We start from the raw sequence: 15,410 nt of genomic DNA, 5'->3' as shown, positions 1-15,410 counted from the left end.
CCGTGCTCGTTAATGGGCTGCTTTTGTAAAGAACATCAGTAAAATTTTTTAGCGGCGCCCTTGTAATAAGCTTGTGCGCCCTTATGTATCGGTCACCGAAAGGTTTCCGATATTTGAGTCGGACAGACTTGCGCGGCTCGCTCGACGAACCGCAACCGGCGCAGGCCGGATTTGTTAAACCCGCCGGGACTACACCGGCCGATGAAAACCACAATTAGGAGAGATCGACAATGAAGCTTCGTCCTCTGCATGACCGCGTCGTTATCCGTCGCAGCGAAGAAGAAAAGAAAACCGCTGGCGGTATCGTCCTGCCAGGTTCGGCTGCTGAAAAAGCCAACCACGGTGTGATTCTCGCTGTAGGCCCGGGCAAAGCTCTGGAAAACGGCGAAGTGCGCGCACTTTCCGTGAAGGAAGGCGACAAGGTTGTGTTCGGTCCTTACTCCGGCAGCAACACTGTGAAAGTCGACGGCGAAGACCTGCTGGTAATGAGCGAGAACGAAATCCTCGCTGTTATCGAAGGCTGATACCTCCGTTCATTTTCCCGCTACTACAAAGTATTTAAGGAATATCGATCATGGCTGCTAAAGAAGTTAAATTCGGCGATTCCGCCCGTAAGAAAATGCTCACCGGTGTTAACGTTCTGGCTGACGCAGTAAAAGCGACCCTGGGCCCGAAAGGCCGTAACGTGATCATCGAGAAGAGCTTCGGCGCTCCGACCATCACCAAGGACGGCGTTTCCGTCGCCAAAGAAATCGAACTCGAAGATCGCTTCGAAAACATGGGCGCGCAGCTGGTCAAAGACGTTGCCTCCCGTGCCAACGATGACGCTGGTGACGGTACTACCACCGCCACTGTTCTGGCTCAGTCGATCGTCAACGAAGGCCTCAAAGCCGTCGCTGCCGGCATGAACCCGATGGACCTCAAGCGCGGCATCGACAAGGCGACCATCGCCATTGTCAAAGAGCTGAAAAACCTGTCCAAGCCATGCGCTGACACCAAGGCTATCGCTCAGGTCGGCACCATCTCCGCCAACTCCGACAGCTCCATTGGCGACATCATTGCCCAAGCCATGGAAAAAGTCGGTAAAGAAGGCGTGATCACCGTTGAAGAAGGCACTGGCCTGGAAAACGAACTGTCGGTTGTAGAAGGCATGCAGTTCGACCGTGGCTACCTGTCCCCGTACTTCGTCAACAAGCCGGAAACCATGGTTGCCGAGCTGGACAGCCCGCTGATCCTGCTGGTCGACAAAAAAATCTCGAACATCCGCGAAATGCTGCCAGTACTGGAAGCCGTTGCCAAAGCCGGCCGTCCACTGCTGATCGTATCGGAAGATGTTGAAGGCGAAGCCCTGGCGACGCTGGTAGTGAACAACATGCGTGGCATCGTGAAGGTGGCGGCCGTCAAGGCTCCAGGTTTCGGCGACCGTCGCAAGGCCATGCTGCAGGACATCGCTGTTCTGACCGGCGGTACCGTGATCTCCGAAGAGATCGGCCTGAGCCTGGAAGCCGCTACCCTGGAAAACCTGGGCAGCGCCAAGCGCGTGACCATCTCCAAGGAAAACACCATCATCGTTGACGGTGCTGGCGTAGAAGCAGACATCCAGGCGCGTATCGCTCAGATCCGTGCCCAGGTTGCCGAAACTTCCTCGGACTACGACCGTGAAAAACTGCAAGAGCGTCTGGCCAAGCTGTCCGGCGGCGTTGCAGTGATCAAGGTTGGCGCTGGTTCCGAAGTCGAAATGAAAGAGAAGAAAGCCCGCGTTGAAGACGCCCTGCACGCAACCCGCGCAGCCGTTGAAGAAGGCGTGGTACCTGGCGGTGGCGTAGCGCTGATCCGTGCTCTGGAAGCCATTCTGGATCTGAAAGGCGACAACGCTGATCAGGACGTCGGTATCGCTGTTCTGCGTCGTGCTGTTGAAGCACCGATGCGCCAGATCGCTGCCAACAGCGGTGACGAGCCAAGCGTTGTGGTCAACGAAGTCAAGAACGGCAAAGGTAACTTCGGTTACAACGCTGCGACTGGCGAATACGGCGACATGATCGAAATGGGCATCCTGGACCCAACCAAGGTTACCCGTTCCGCTCTGCAAGCTGCATCGTCGATCGGTGGTCTGATCCTGACTACCGAAGCTGCAATTGCCGACGCACCGAAGAAAGAAGGTGCTGCTGGCGGCGGTATGCCAGACATGGGTGGCATGGGTGGCATGGGCGGCATGATGTAAGCCAGCCTTACCCCCGTAACGAAAAACCCCGCCTGCGATGAGCAGGCGGGGTTTTTTATTGCCCGCCATTCACGTCCGCACCCACAACCTGTGGGAGTGAACTGTGTTTCAGGCGCCGACGGGTTGTGCTTTCGTTGCCGCTTCAGCCTTGAGCGCCGGGCGGTACAACACCCAGTAATACGACCCCAGACAAATCAGCCAGCAGAAAATCGCTGTCCACACGTTGTGGGAAAAGAAGTGCGCTCCCTGCATCATCCGGCTGATCGAGAATACTGAACCCAATGCAAAGGCAAAGATGAACGCTTGTCTGGCCAGGCGCGGACGGCGATCACGCAGCACGAAGAACAGCGCAAACAAGGTGAACCCCGTCGCCGCATGCCCTCCCGGCCAGCAACGGCCCGGTTTGTTGGTCGGCGGACGATGATCAAGTAACTTGCTGTAGGTTTCATGGCCGCCGAATTGCTCCAGGCTCCAAGGGCATTGCACGGCAGTGACGGCTTTGACCGGCGTCACGAACGAAGTGGCCAGCCCGAGGGACAGCACCAGGCAGCCCAATTCCCGCTTGAACGGCTTGAGTCGTGCGATGAAGAACGACCCGATGAAGCCGAGAATGGCAAACACCGAGAACGCGATCACCACCTGCTTGGCTCGATCATGAAGGATGTCTTCGAGGAAAAAACTGTGTCGGCCGATGAAATCGCCAGCGACCGGATCGTAGAACAGCCTGGCCAGGTCCATGTCCAGATCGGTCAGTTCGAGTAGCAGCAGAATAATTGCCGCGAAGGTGGGTATACCCAGGCACAACCAGAAATTCAGAGGCCGTGAAGCGGGGCGGGCAGAGGTCGACACCATGGTAATTCCCTGGTCGGTTAGTGTGTTCGATGAGCGCTACTGCGCGGAGTCTGCACCCGCTGGCGTCGGCGATTTGTTAACCGAAAGTGAAAAATACGTTGGCAGGCACAGTCAGCATCCTTGTGGGTAAACAATCCGACGCATGCCTAGCCCTGAGCCGCACTTGGCCGTAAGCTGCGCGGGCCATGACGGCCGTTACTGTGTAAGAAGAGGTGCCCATGCGAATTCTATTGGTCGAAGACAACCGCGATATCCTGGCCAATCTGGCCGATTACCTGGGACTCAAGGGTTATACCGTCGATTGCGCCCAGGACGGTCTGTCGGGCCTGCATCTGGCGGCTACCGAGCACTATGACCTGATTGTGCTCGACATCATGCTGCCCGGCATCGACGGCTACACCCTGTGCAAACGCCTGCGCGAAGATGCCCGTCGGGACACGCCGGTGATCATGCTGACCGCCCGGGATCAACTGGACGATCGTCTTCAGGGCTTCAAGTCGGGGGCTGACGATTACCTGGTCAAGCCATTTGCCTTGTCCGAGCTCGCTGCACGGATCGAGGCGGTGATGCGCCGTGCCCAGGGCGGAGGACGCCGTGCACTGCAAGTCGGTGACCTGAGTTATGACCTCGACACCCTGGAAGTGACCCGTGAAGGCAAACTGCTGAAACTCAACCCGGTCGGCCTCAAGCTGTTGGCGGTGTTGATGCAGAAGAGCCCGCATGTGCTTCGCCGTGAAGTCCTCGAGGAGGCGCTGTGGGGCGATGACTGCCCGGACAGCGACAGCCTGCGCAGTCACGTTCACCAATTGCGTCAGGTGATCGACAAGCCATTTGCCAAGCCACTGCTGCATACCGTGCACGGCGTGGGTTACCGTTTGGCCGAGGGGCGTGATGGAGTTTAAGCAAAGCCTTTCACAGCGCATCATCATTGCCTTTGCGTTGATGAGCGCACTGGTGGCCGGCGCTTTCGCCATGGGCATTGTCGCCACGGTGCATCTGGTGGAGGAAAAACTGATTTCGGCAGGGCTGGGCGGCGATCTGCAGCGCCTGTTGCTGATGGACAGTGTTTCCGACTGGAGCCATCGGCCAGAACCGGATCAATTGTTCTACTTCAGTGGTGGACCGGGCGATTTCGAACTGCCCAAGGACTTGCGTCACCTCGATTCCGGCTTCCACGAAGTGTTCCGCGAGCAGCTTTCGTATCATGCAATGGTCGAGGTCGTCGATGGGCGGCGGTATGTGCTGCTGCAGGATCAAAGCGATTTCGAAGAGCGCGAGCGCGTGTTGTTTGCCGTGGTGCTGGTGGGGTTCGTGCTCAGCCTGGCCTTGGCGGTTCTCCTCGGTTGGGTGCTCGCGCGCAAAGTGATGGCTCCGGTGGTTCGGCTGGCGCGCCAGGTGCGTCATCGCGACCAATTGCTCGGGCTGGCACCACCGCTGGCGCCGGACTACGCGGCTGATGAAGTCGGCGAACTGGCGGTGGCGTTCGATGCCACGCTGGGGCGTTTGCGACAGGCATTGACCCGCGAGCGGCTGTTCACCAGCGATGTCAGCCACGAATTGCGTACACCGCTGATGGTGCTGGCGAGTTCCTGCGAACTGCTGCTGGAAAACCCGGCAATCGACACGCGCGGTCGTGCACAGGTCGAGCGTATTGCGCGGGCCAGTGAGGAAATGCGCGAGCTGGTACAGACCTTCCTGATGCTCGCCCGCGCCCAGCGCGAAGACGCGGGGATGGCGCCACAACAGAACCTCAGTCAGGTCGCCGACAGTCTGCTTTGCGTATGGCGCGAATCGATCGAAAGCAAAGGTTTGACCTTGCAGTTCGAGCCCGGTAATCCACCCGCCACCTGCTACAACGCAACGCTGTTGACGGCGGTGATGGGTAACCTGTTGCGTAACGCTTGCCATTACACCGAGCAGGGTTTCATTCGCCTGACGCTCAATGCCAACGGGTTTGTCGTCGAGGATTCCGGTGTGGGTATTCCCGAGGAAAAACGCGAGGCGATGTTCGAGCCGTTTGTACGCGGCGGTGAAAAACGCGGTGAAGGCCTGGGGCTTGGATTATCGCTGGTGCAGCGCATTTGCGAGAACCAGGGCTGGAGTGTCAGCTTGAGTACGATGCAACCCAATGGCTGTCGTTTCGAAGTTGATCTAGGCAAAATCTGACGCAAATAGTGGCTCGATGATACTCCCGCCAACCTGTCTGAATCCTGTATAACGCTGCAATACTTTGTCGGTTGGCCTTACGAAATTTTCACAGCTGGATGACCTGACGCTGACACACCTCGCCTTAAGGTGGTGACATCAGTAATTCAGGAGTTCTGGTGATGGCCGGCCCGATCAAGCTCGATTTTTCCGAAAAGTACGATGATCAACATGCGCAGAAATACCTGCGCAAGCATAAAGACAGCCTTGGTCGTCGTCTCTCCCTCTGGCGGGACGAACAGTTGGCTCGCAAGGCGCTGGCGTTGGCCGGTGAGCCGGGGCTGGTGCTGGATCTGCCTTGCGGTGCGGGGCGTTTCTGGCCATTGCTGGGTGAAAAAGCCAATCGCGTGATCATCGGGGCGGACAATTCCGAATCGATGATCCAGACGGCCATGCAGGCGCAACCCGCCGATGTGGTGAAACGGGTACAACCCTTGCACACATCTGCGTTCGACATTGCCTTGCCTGATAACGCCGTCGACAGCATTTTCTGTATGCGCCTGCTGCATCACATCGGAGACGCCGAGCATCGTCGGGCCATTCTGCGTGAATTCGAGCGTGTCACCCGTGACAGCGTGATCATTTCATTGTGGGTCGATGGCAATTTCAAGGCCTGGAAACGCCAGCGCGCCGAGAAGAAACGTGCCAGTCGCGATTACCAGAATCGCTTTGTGTTACCGGCTGCTACGGTCGAAAAAGAATTTGAAGAGGCGGGTTTCCGCATTCAGGAACAACTGGACTTTATTCCGCTCTATGCGATGTGGCGGGTTTACGTATTACGCAAGAGGTAACAGGATGGCAGTGCAATTTGCAGCAGAAACGGAAGTCGCTCCGCAGGACCGCTTCGACTACTACTGGGCTCAGCGCGGTGAATGGGTGGAAGAGCCCAACGTGCGCCGTGGTGGCGAAAGTGGTGTGCAACGGATCGTGGGCAAGGACGGCCAATTGCTGTACGCCAAACGCCAGACCGGACACATTTATCGCAGTTGGTTGCACCCGTTTGGGCGTCCGACTGTCTTGCGCGAGCTTGATGCACTGACCGGCGTCAGCAAACTGGGTGTGCGAGTACCGCAAATCGTTTTCTGTGGTGCCCAGCCTGATCCGCAGCACAAGTGGCGAGCACTGCTGGTGACCAAGTCTCTGGATGGTTTCCAGGAACTGGAACATTGGCTGGCGGCAGCCGGTGGGCGCGATCAGTGTGGCGATGTGATCTATGAGCGTGTGCTCAAGGATCTCGCCGAAAACCTGGCGCGCATGCACAAGGGCCGCTGGCAGCACAGCTGCATTTACATCAAACATGTGTTTGTGCGAGTGACCGGCGAAGGCGAATCCGCCGAGGTCGAAGTGGCCTTGATCGACCTGGAGAAATGCCGCCAGCGTCTGACGGCCTATCGCGCCGCCTCTCACGACATGAAGCAATTGCGTCGCCATTCGTCGTTCCGGGATACGGACTGGAAAAAACTCGTCTACTTTTACGAGACGGCGTTTGGCAGCGCTATCAAAGGTTTATAGCGATGAAACTCGAAATTGCACGAGGTTTGTTTTTGGCTGGAGCCTTGGCAGTTGCATCACTCGCGGTGGCTGCCTGGGAGCAGCCACGCATGCAGGTTATCGGTGCATCCCTAGCGGATGCCCATTGCGTGGTGCCACGGGCGGCGAAAGCCTCCGTGGCGACCGAACCCGATCATGATCTGCTGTTGTTCATGTTCGGACTTTCTCAAGGGATGAGGCCACAAAGTTGAACCGATTGAAGCCCAAGTAAAAGGCCTCGCCGTTGCGAGGCCTTTTTTATTGTGCAGATTTCGGGAATTGCTCCCACAGGGTGTTATGCGGTTTTCTTTGGATCCGGCTTGGCCAGCAAGGTGTAAACGCAGGGCAGGACGAACAAGGTAAACAACGTCCCGATCGACATCCCTGTCGCAATCACCATCCCGATATCAAACCGGCTGACCGCCCCGGCACCTGTTGCCAGTATCAGCGGCACCATGCCGAAGACCATTGCGGCGGTGGTCATCAACACCGGCCGTAAGCGAATCGCCGCCGCTTCCTCCACCGCCTCACGCACCGACAGCCCCTTGTCCTTGCGCAACTGGTTAGCGAACTCGACGATCAGGATCCCGTGCTTGCTGATCAACCCGATCAGCGTCACCAGGCCCACTTGGGTGTAGATGTTCATGCTCGACCAGCCAAGGAATAACGGGATCAGCGCCCCGCAGATCGACAACGGCACCGTCACCAGAATAACCAGCGGATCGCGAAAGCTCTCGAACTGCGCCGCCAGCACCAGAAAGATGATCGCCAGCGCCAGCGCGAACGTCACCCACAATGCGCTGCCTTCCTGGACGAACTGGCGCGACGCGCCGCCATAGTCGAAGGCAAAACCGACGGGTGCCTCTTCCCGGGCGATCTGCAAGACAGTGTCGATGGCTTCACCCATGCTCACCAACGGGAATCCGGACAGCTTCGCGGCGTTGAGTTGCTGGAATTGATTGAGTTGTCGCGGGCGCGCCCGGTCAGTCACGGTGATCAACGTTGACAGCGGCAACAACTCACCCTGGGTGTTTTTCACGTAATAGTTGTTCAGCCAGCCCGGATTGTCGCGGTAAGCCCGTTCAACCTGAGCGATGACCTTGTAGCTGCGTCCTTCGATGGTGAAACGGTTGATTTCAGCCTCACCGAGCAGGGTGGCCAGCGTGCCGCCCAGATCCTGCATCGAAACGCCCATCTGCGCCGCTTTGGCACGGTCGATGTCGACCACCACCTCTGGTTTGTCGAACGCCAGATCGAGGTCGACGAATGCAAATTTGCCCGATTCCATGGCGCGTTTCTTGATCCGGTCAGCCACTTGCAACAACTGCTCGTAGTCATTGGCGGTATTGATCACGAAATCAAACGGCAAGCCTTCACCGGTGCCGGGCAGTGACGGCAGATTGAAGCCGAAGACCTGCACGCCGGGGATGTTTTGGAGTTTGCCCTGAACCTCGGGAAGTATTTGCATCTGTGTACGGCTGCGTTCGTTCCACGGTTTGAGCAGGAAGCCACCGATGCCGGACTGCACGCCGTTGTAGCCGTTGATCTGGAACGAGGAGTAGTACTCCGGAAATTGCTTGAAGATCTTGATGAATTCGTCGGTGTAGGTGTTCAGGTAATTGAGGTTGGTCGGCTGCGGGGCGTTGGCAATCATGAAAATGATGCCCTGATCCTCGTCTGGTGCCAGTTCCGATTTGGTGAACTTGAGGAACACCGGAATCAGGCACAGCACGATCACCGCAAAGACCAGTACCACCGGCCGCGTATTGAGCGTGCCGTGCAACAGGCTTTGGTAGCGGCGCTTGAGGCCGTCAAAGATGCGGTCGAGGCGATGGGCCAGGCCACTGGGGTTCTCATCGTGACGCAGTAAAAAGGCGCACATCATTGGTGACAGCGTCAGGGCAACGATGCCGGAAATCACCACGGCGCCGGCCAGGGTCAAGGCAAATTCCTTGAACAACGCCCCGGTCAGCCCGGTGAGGAAACCAATTGGTGCGTACACCGCCGCCAGGGTGATGGTCATCGACACCACCGGCATGGCGATTTCCCGTGCGCCTTCCAGGGCTGCCTCGAACGGCGTCTTGCCTTCCTCGATATGCCGGTGAATGTTTTCCACCACCACAATCGCATCGTCGACCACCAACCCGATCGCCAGCACCATCGCCAGCAAGGTCAGCAGGTTGATCGAATAGCCCATCATCTGCATGAAGAACATCACGCCGATCATCGACAGCGGAATGGTCACAACCGGGATCACCACCGAACGCAGCGCGCCGAGGAACAGGAACACCACGACGATCACGATCAGCACCGCTTCGAACAGGGTTTTCACCACTTCGTCGATGGAGGCCTGAATGAACAGGGTGGCGTCGTAGGCAATTTCGCTTTTGAGGTTCGGCGGTAGCTGGGCTTCGAGCTGCGGCATGATCTTGCGCACTTCCTTGATCACGTCCAGCGGGTTGGCGCCGGGCGTGGCCTTGATGCCGATGTACACCGACGGGGTGCCGCCGAAGGAGCTGATGGAGTTGTAGTTCTCCGCGCCCATTTCGACCCGCGCCACATCACTGAGCAATACGCGGCTGTCGCCATTGACCTTGAGTGGAATCGCGGCGAACGCTTCGGCGGATTTCAGTTCAGTGTTGGCGTTGATGCTGGTGACCACGTACTCGCCTTTCACTTCGCCAGCGGCGGAGAGGAAGTTGTACTGGCGCACCGCGTTGGTGACGTCGCTGGCGCTGAGGCCGAACCCGGCGAGCTTGACCGGGTCGAGCCACAGGCGCATGGCAAACACCTGATTGCCGAGAATCTCGGCTTCGGCCATGCCCGGCAGGGTCGCCAGTTTTGGCTGGATGACCCGTGACAGGTAGTCGGTGATCTGCGGGTTGCTCAAATCCTTACTGAAGAAACTGATGTACATCAGCGCCGAGGCGTCGGCGGATTCCTTGCTCAGCACCGGATCTTCGGCATCTTGCGGCAGTTGGTTTTTCACCTCGTTGGCCTTGGCCAGCAACTCGGTGAAGAGGCGGTCGCTGTTGGAGCCGATGCGCGCGTAGATCGAGATCACCGAGAAGTTCTGGCGACTGACCGAGGTCATGTAGTCGATACCCTCGGCACTGGCCAGGCTCTGTTGCATCGGCTGGGTGATGTAGCCCTGGATGGTTTCGGCGTTGGCCCCCGGGTAGGCGGTGGTCACCGTGATCAGGGCGTTTTCCAACTGCGGATATTGGCGCAGCGGCAGCTTGCTCCAGGCCTGGAAGCCCAGCAGCACAATCAACAGGCTGACCACGGTGGCGAGCACCGGGCGGCGGATGAACGGATCGGTAAAAGCCATGGGGATTCCTTGATCAGTCGGCGCGGGGCGGACTGTTCTGCTCGCCGAGGGTCTTGTCGTCGCTGATGGCAATGTGCGCGCCGTTGTCCAGTTTGATCTGGCCAGCGGTCACCACTTGTTCGCCTTTGAGCACGCCCTTGTTGATCATCACCAGGCCATCGCGGCGCTCACCGGTTTCGATGAAGCGGCGCTCGGCGATCAGCACCGGTTGACCCTTGTCGTCTTTTTCGACGCTGCCGTCCTCGGCTTTTTTCTGCCCGACCACGTACAGCGAGTTGCCGTAAAGGGTGTAGGTGATTGCGCTCTCCGGCACCACGACGTGCGTCTGCGGATCCGGCAGCAATACGTCGAGGCTGGTGAACATGCCCGGCAGCAATTTGCCGTCGGGGTTGGCGAGTGTGGCGCGTACCAGAATGTTGCGCGTCGTGCTTTCGACAATCGGATTGATGGCGCTGATCTTGCCCGCGAAGTTTTCCCCGGGGTAGGCGGACACCGAGATTTGCACCGGTTGGCCGATGGCCAGTTTCGGCACCGATTGTTCCGGTAAATAGAAGTCGGCGTAAAGGCTGCTCAGATTCTGCAGTGTGGCGATTTTGGTGCCGCTGGCGAGGTAGTCGCCGACATCGACCTGACGAATGCCGATGGTGCCGCTGAACGGCGCGAGGATGCGTTTTTTGGCCAGCGAGGCATTGAGCTGATTAACCGTCGCCCGGCTCTTTTGCAGGACCGCCGAGAGCCGGTCGTACTCGCCTTTGGAGATGGCCCGGCTGTCGATCAGTTGGCTGCCGCGACCGAAGTCCAGTTGCGCCAGCCCCAGATCGGCCTTGGCGGTTTCCAGCAGGGCGGTTTCGACAGCGCTGTCGAGTTGCAGCAACGGTTGCCCGGCCTTGACCTTCTGCCCTGATTCGAACTTGAGGTCGGTGACGGTACCGGCGACTTCCAGGCTCAGGTCGACGCCTTGCAGTGCCTTGAGGGTACCGACGGTGGGTAAACGCATCTGCCACGGGCGTTCCGTGGCAATGGCCACGGCGACGCTGATCGCTGGTTTCGGCTTGGAAAAGCCCTGGACCATCGTGTAGATCGAAAAGGCTTTGTACCCGCCCAGCACCAGGACGACCAGCAAAACAACACCCAACATGATCAGCATGCGGCGACGCAGCATATTTCCAGTTCCTTGGATAAATCAGGTGAGACAGGCGGGCACATTACTCCGAGTACAGGGGGTATTCCAACTGGCAGTTTCTGCAAAACAATAAAGGCATTTCACGCCATCAAGTGCAGATGGTTGTCCCAGAGCCCTGCCGGCAATTCCAGCGGTTTGGCCAACAGTTGATCCTGACGGCAGTCGTAGTAGCGGCAACGCCCTTGACCGGAGGTCACGACAAAACCGTCCTTTACCGCACCCACGCCGGCACAATCGGGCAATGGCGCATCAAGGCGCACTTCGCCGCTGTCCAGATCCCAGATGAAGAAGCGATTGCCACGCGGTGCGGTCAGTGCCACCAGACGCAACTCACTGTGCACCGCAACGCTGGCGGTGTAGTGACCCATCGATTGCAACTGATGTTCCGGCACCGGGAATGCCACGAACGGCTGCCCGGGGCGCTTGATCGCCAGCAGTTCGGAACGTTCGTGGGACGCGCCCATGAATTGCTGACCGGCGACAATAGTGCCGTCGCTGGCGATGCCCAGATGGCGCACGCTGTTCATTTGCTGGGCGAGGGTTTCCTTGCTCAGCAAGGTGCCGTCGCGCTGCATCAGCACCAGGCTCGGTTCCATGGCGTTGAGATTCATGTCGACGCGGCTTTCGGCTTCGGTACGAATGCCGCCGTTGGCCACCACCAATGTCTCGCCATCGGGCATCCACGACACCTGATGCGGGCCGAGGCCGTGGGTGGAAATCTCGCCGCGGTGTACCAGCCGCTCGCCCTCGAACCGGTACACCCCGAGCAGGCCACGGCCTGGGTCAGTGGTGTCGTTTTCGGTGGCGTACAGGTACTCGCCGTCCTTGTGAATCACCGCGTGGCCGTAGAAATGCCGGTTCGGCTGCGACGTCACGGTTTGCAGCAGCGTACCGTCGCGCAGGTCGATCAGGTAGCTTTCGGTGCCCGGGCGACGGGCGACGTACAGCGCAATCGGCAACGTCGGGTGGTTGATGATGTCGTGGCAACGCTGGCCGACTTCGGTGGCAAACACCCGTGTGCCATCGAGCCGATAGCCGACGGCGTAGTGCTTGCCGTCGGTGTCATCGCGCGCCGAGAGCAACAGCGGGCTCTGATCCTTGCGCTTGAACAGCGTCCAGCCGCCCAGTGTCACTGCTCCCAGCAGCAAACTACCTAAAGTCAGAGCCTGGCGTCGCAGCATGGCACTTGCCCTCATCAGTCACCGTCGTTGGCGTTGAAGCCCAGTTGAATGCCCAGCGCCTTGGCCAGTTCGCCTTCGTGCAGGCGATGGACGACGTTGAGGCTGTCGTAGATGTCGTTCAGTTGCTGACGGCCGGCGTCGTCTTCGAGCATTTCGCCGAGCGAGCGCTGCGTGCTGTCGAACAGGGTGAGCGAGGCGGCATAAGCGGCGTCGATCTTGTCCGCCAGAGGCTTCTGATCGCTTGGCAGCAGGCTGCGCAGGCCTTTGTTGTCGACACCTTCCCAAACGGTCTTGGCGGCGGCGAGGCTCGCTTCCAGGGCCGTCAGCGACGACTGGCTGCGCCATGCATCGGCCTGCAATGGCTGCGGCACGCCTTTGCTCTGGCGGCCCATTGGGGTGCCGAGCTTTTTCTTCAGGGTGTCGAGTGCGGTGACTTGTACGCGCAGCAGATCGGCAATCGCTTCGTGGGAGTCGGCGTAACGCTGGTTCGGGAACTTGGTCATCTGCGCGAGCATGCCGTCGGTGTTGTTCCAGCTCTGCAGAATCTCCTCGGCCAGTTGCTTCTGGCGTTCGCCAATGGCGATCAGCAGCGGGCAGTACTTGGCTTTCTGGTCGGCGTTGGCGACGTCAGGCTTGGCGTCGAACAGGATGTACTCGTAAGCCGACAGCCCCTGAACCACCACGCTCGACTTGGCCAGTGCGACAGCATCGATCTGCGGCTGGGCGACGACCAGTTGCTCGACCTGACGGCCGACGAGGTTTTTCTTGTCCGGCCAGAACTGCACTTGCCACGAGCGGTTGCCTTCGGCCAGCGGGCCGATCAGCAGCGGTTGCAGCTCGGCCCAGGCTTTCTGCGCGTGCAGGAAGTCGGCGCGAGCGGTTTCCAGCGTCTCTTTGCCCTGGCAGTAGGCGAGGGCGCTGACCGCCAGTTGCTTGTCGGCTTCGACCCAACGGGTATACGTCGGCAGAATCACCGATTTGGCGATAGCGGCCGAAGTGACGGCTTGCGGATCCTGTGGCGAGCAAGCGCCGAGGGCGAGCGCGGCCAGGCTGGTGAACAGTAGCTTGGGACGGAACATGTCGGGCTCCCGATTCTTTTAAGTGTTTAAAGTGAATTCAGAAACGCCAGCAACGCGGTGCGCTGCTCGGCATTGAAAGACAAAACCTGTTGCTGCGCCGCTTGCGCTTCACCACCGTGCCAAAGCACGGCTTCAAGCAGATTGCGTGCGCGGCCGTCATGCAAAAACTGGGTGTGGCCACTGACCGCTTGCGTCAGGCCGATGCCCCACAACGGCGGCGTGCGCCAGTCGCGGCCGGAGGCCTGGAATTCGGTGCGGTTGTCGGCCAGACCGTCGCCCATGTCATGCAGCAGCAGATCGCTGTACGGGCGAATCACTTGATTGGCCAGTTCAGGTTCGGCCGCGTTGGCGGCGGTGGTGTATTTCGGGGTATGACACGACTGGCAGCCGGCCTGGTAAAACAGGTTCTTGCCGGCCAGCACTTGGGCGTCGTTGACGTCCCGGCGCGCGGGGACGGCGAGGTTGCGGCTATAGAACAGCACCAGACGCAGGATGTTGTCGCTGACTTCCGGCTCACCGTCCGGGCCATTGCCGTTCGGCGCCTGTTTGCAGGCGGTTTGCGTTTCGGTGCAGTCATCGAACGGTCGCATGCTGGTCGTGAGGCCCATATCCCCGGCGAACGCATGAACATTCTGTTGGTTGAGGGTCGGTTGCCCGGCTTTCCAGCCAAATCGACCGATCACGGTTTTGTGCAGGACGTCATCCCAGACCTGGTTCGGTCGGCCATTGATGCCGTTCTTGTCTTTGGCCTGAGCGCTGGCGTTGGCGAGAATCGCTTCTTCGGGGATCGCTTCGAGCAGGCCGAGGCCGATCATGGGGGGGGCGATGCGTGCGGAGAAACGCGTATCGGGGTGCATCGGCCCGTAACCGAGTTGAGTGATTTGCAGCTCCGGTTTACGCAGTTCGACTTCGGTGCCGTCCTTGAAGCGCACCGGCACCGGTGTGTACTCGACGCGCACCTTGCCTTCCGGAACCACGCCAGGCACGGCCATGTCCTGGAGCTGGCCGCCGTAGACCGGCTCCGGCACCACGCCGACCTGTTCGATGACGTCGGCCAGTTCCGGGGTGTTGGGGATCGACAGCCTTACCAGCATCGACACTGCATTGTTTGCCTGCGGTGTCGGTGGATGACCGCGACCGTCCTTGATGTGGCAGTTCTGGCAGGCGTTGGTGTTGAACAACGGGCCGAGGCCATCACGGGCGGTGGTGGTCGATGGGGCGATCACCCAGGGGCTGCGGAAGAAGCTGTTGCCGACGCTGAAATCCACCCGGCGTGATGGCGGCAGGTTGGCCGAGGGCAGGGAAAACGCGTTTTGATCGGTCTTGCGCACGGTCGCCGCACCGCCTGAGCGTGCTTCACCGGGCTCGGCTTTGGTGAAGCGCGGGGCGTCATCGCAGGCACTCAGGCCCAGAGCCAGAAACAGTGCGGACAAACGAAGAGGCAGCGAGGGCATAGACATCCTGCGGACGGGCAAAAACAAAGGCGCAAAGTCTAACAGGGCGCAGGAGTTTGAATAAGAGGAATTATCGTTTACTTGATGTGAGGCCGTGATTTAGAGAAACGCAGTTTCCCCTCTGTGTGCGGGCTTGCTCGCGAAAGCGGTGTGTCAGTCAATTCATCTGTGTCTGACCTGCCGCTTTCGCGAGCAAGCCCGCTCCCACAAGGTTTGTGCTTGGCACGTATGAAAAAGGCGACCCGAACAGACTGTGTGAAAACCTAGCAATCTGTGCGGCACTCAAAGAAAATGCTCCGTATCGAAAGATACGGAGCATTTTTCGTTATGGCCTACATCCAAGGAGAGTCCCGCAGCCAGACCAGCGTGTTCCC

Annotated in this window: 13 protein-coding genes; 7 read left to right on the top strand and 6 right to left on the bottom strand. The window is 59.2% G+C overall.

Features of this window, described 5'->3' with window-relative positions; genetic code table 11:
* The first annotated feature begins 230 nt into the window (after positions 1–230).
* Positions 231–524: a co-chaperone GroES gene (locus AACY02_RS20180; RefSeq protein ID WP_007916610.1), complete on the top strand. Its 294-nt coding sequence runs from the start codon at positions 231–233 to the stop codon at positions 522–524.
* A 50-nt stretch (positions 525–574) separates the two neighbouring features.
* Complete coding sequence (gene groL / locus AACY02_RS20175) at positions 575–2,221, top strand: chaperonin GroEL (protein WP_339433481.1); 1,647 nt, start codon at positions 575–577, stop codon at positions 2,219–2,221.
* Positions 2,222–2,329: 108 nt separating this feature from the next.
* Here the strand turns inward: groL and AACY02_RS20170 are convergent, their stop codons facing one another.
* Positions 2,330–3,073, bottom strand: a complete 744-nt coding sequence (locus AACY02_RS20170) for a phosphatase PAP2 family protein (RefSeq protein WP_339433480.1) — start codon at positions 3,071–3,073, stop codon at positions 2,330–2,332.
* Positions 3,074–3,291: 218 nt separating this feature from the next.
* Between AACY02_RS20170 and colR the strand changes: the two genes are divergently transcribed.
* From colR to AACY02_RS20145, 5 genes are all read left to right on the top strand, one after another.
* A complete protein-coding gene (colR, locus tag AACY02_RS20165; RefSeq protein ID WP_221732077.1) occupies positions 3,292–3,975 on the top strand; it encodes a two-component system response regulator ColR in 684 nt (227 codons plus the stop codon).
* Complete coding sequence (locus AACY02_RS20160; RefSeq protein WP_339433479.1) at positions 3,965–5,239, top strand: sensor histidine kinase; 1,275 nt, start codon at positions 3,965–3,967, stop codon at positions 5,237–5,239. The genes colR and AACY02_RS20160 overlap by 11 nt, the downstream gene beginning before the upstream one ends.
* 161 nt (positions 5,240–5,400) lie before the next feature.
* Positions 5,401–6,069 carry a class I SAM-dependent methyltransferase gene (locus tag AACY02_RS20155; RefSeq protein ID WP_339433478.1) on the top strand — a complete coding sequence of 223 codons (669 nt, stop codon included), beginning with the start codon at positions 5,401–5,403 and terminating at the stop codon, positions 6,067–6,069.
* Between the two features lie 4 nt (positions 6,070–6,073).
* Positions 6,074–6,790, top strand: a complete 717-nt coding sequence (locus AACY02_RS20150; RefSeq protein WP_339433477.1) for a lipopolysaccharide kinase InaA family protein — start codon at positions 6,074–6,076, stop codon at positions 6,788–6,790.
* Positions 6,791–6,792: 2 nt separating this feature from the next.
* Entirely contained in the window at positions 6,793–7,020 is a 228-nt protein-coding gene (locus AACY02_RS20145) for a hypothetical protein (RefSeq protein WP_339433476.1), read from the top strand.
* Positions 7,021–7,103: 83 nt separating this feature from the next.
* Here the strand turns inward: AACY02_RS20145 and AACY02_RS20140 are convergent, their stop codons facing one another.
* From AACY02_RS20140 to AACY02_RS20120, 5 genes are all read right to left on the bottom strand, one after another.
* Positions 7,104–10,139, bottom strand: coding sequence for a multidrug efflux RND transporter permease subunit (locus AACY02_RS20140; protein WP_339433475.1), 3,036 nt, complete (start codon positions 10,137–10,139; stop codon positions 7,104–7,106).
* 13 nt (positions 10,140–10,152) lie between these two features.
* On the bottom strand, positions 10,153–11,301 hold the full coding sequence (locus tag AACY02_RS20135) for an efflux RND transporter periplasmic adaptor subunit (protein ID WP_339433474.1): 1,149 nt from the start codon (positions 11,299–11,301) through the stop codon (positions 10,153–10,155).
* A 101-nt stretch (positions 11,302–11,402) separates the two neighbouring features.
* Complete coding sequence (locus AACY02_RS20130; RefSeq protein ID WP_339433473.1) at positions 11,403–12,503, bottom strand: DUF1513 domain-containing protein; 1,101 nt, start codon at positions 12,501–12,503, stop codon at positions 11,403–11,405.
* A gap of 14 nt (positions 12,504–12,517) precedes the next feature.
* A complete protein-coding gene (locus AACY02_RS20125) occupies positions 12,518–13,582 on the bottom strand; it encodes an imelysin family protein (RefSeq protein WP_339433472.1) in 1,065 nt (354 codons plus the stop codon).
* Positions 13,583–13,608: 26 nt separating this feature from the next.
* Entirely contained in the window at positions 13,609–15,036 is a 1,428-nt protein-coding gene (locus AACY02_RS20120) for a di-heme oxidoreductase family protein (RefSeq protein WP_339433471.1), read from the bottom strand.
* Positions 15,037–15,410: the final 374 nt, after the last annotated feature.

This window comes from Pseudomonas sp. EA_65y_Pfl2_P78 (assembly GCF_963970495.1).
In the GTDB taxonomy this organism is placed as follows: Bacteria; Pseudomonadota; Gammaproteobacteria; order Pseudomonadales; family Pseudomonadaceae; genus Aquipseudomonas; species Aquipseudomonas baetica_A.
Note: the sequence above shows the minus strand (reverse complement) of the source record. Positions and strands in the feature narration are given on the sequence as shown.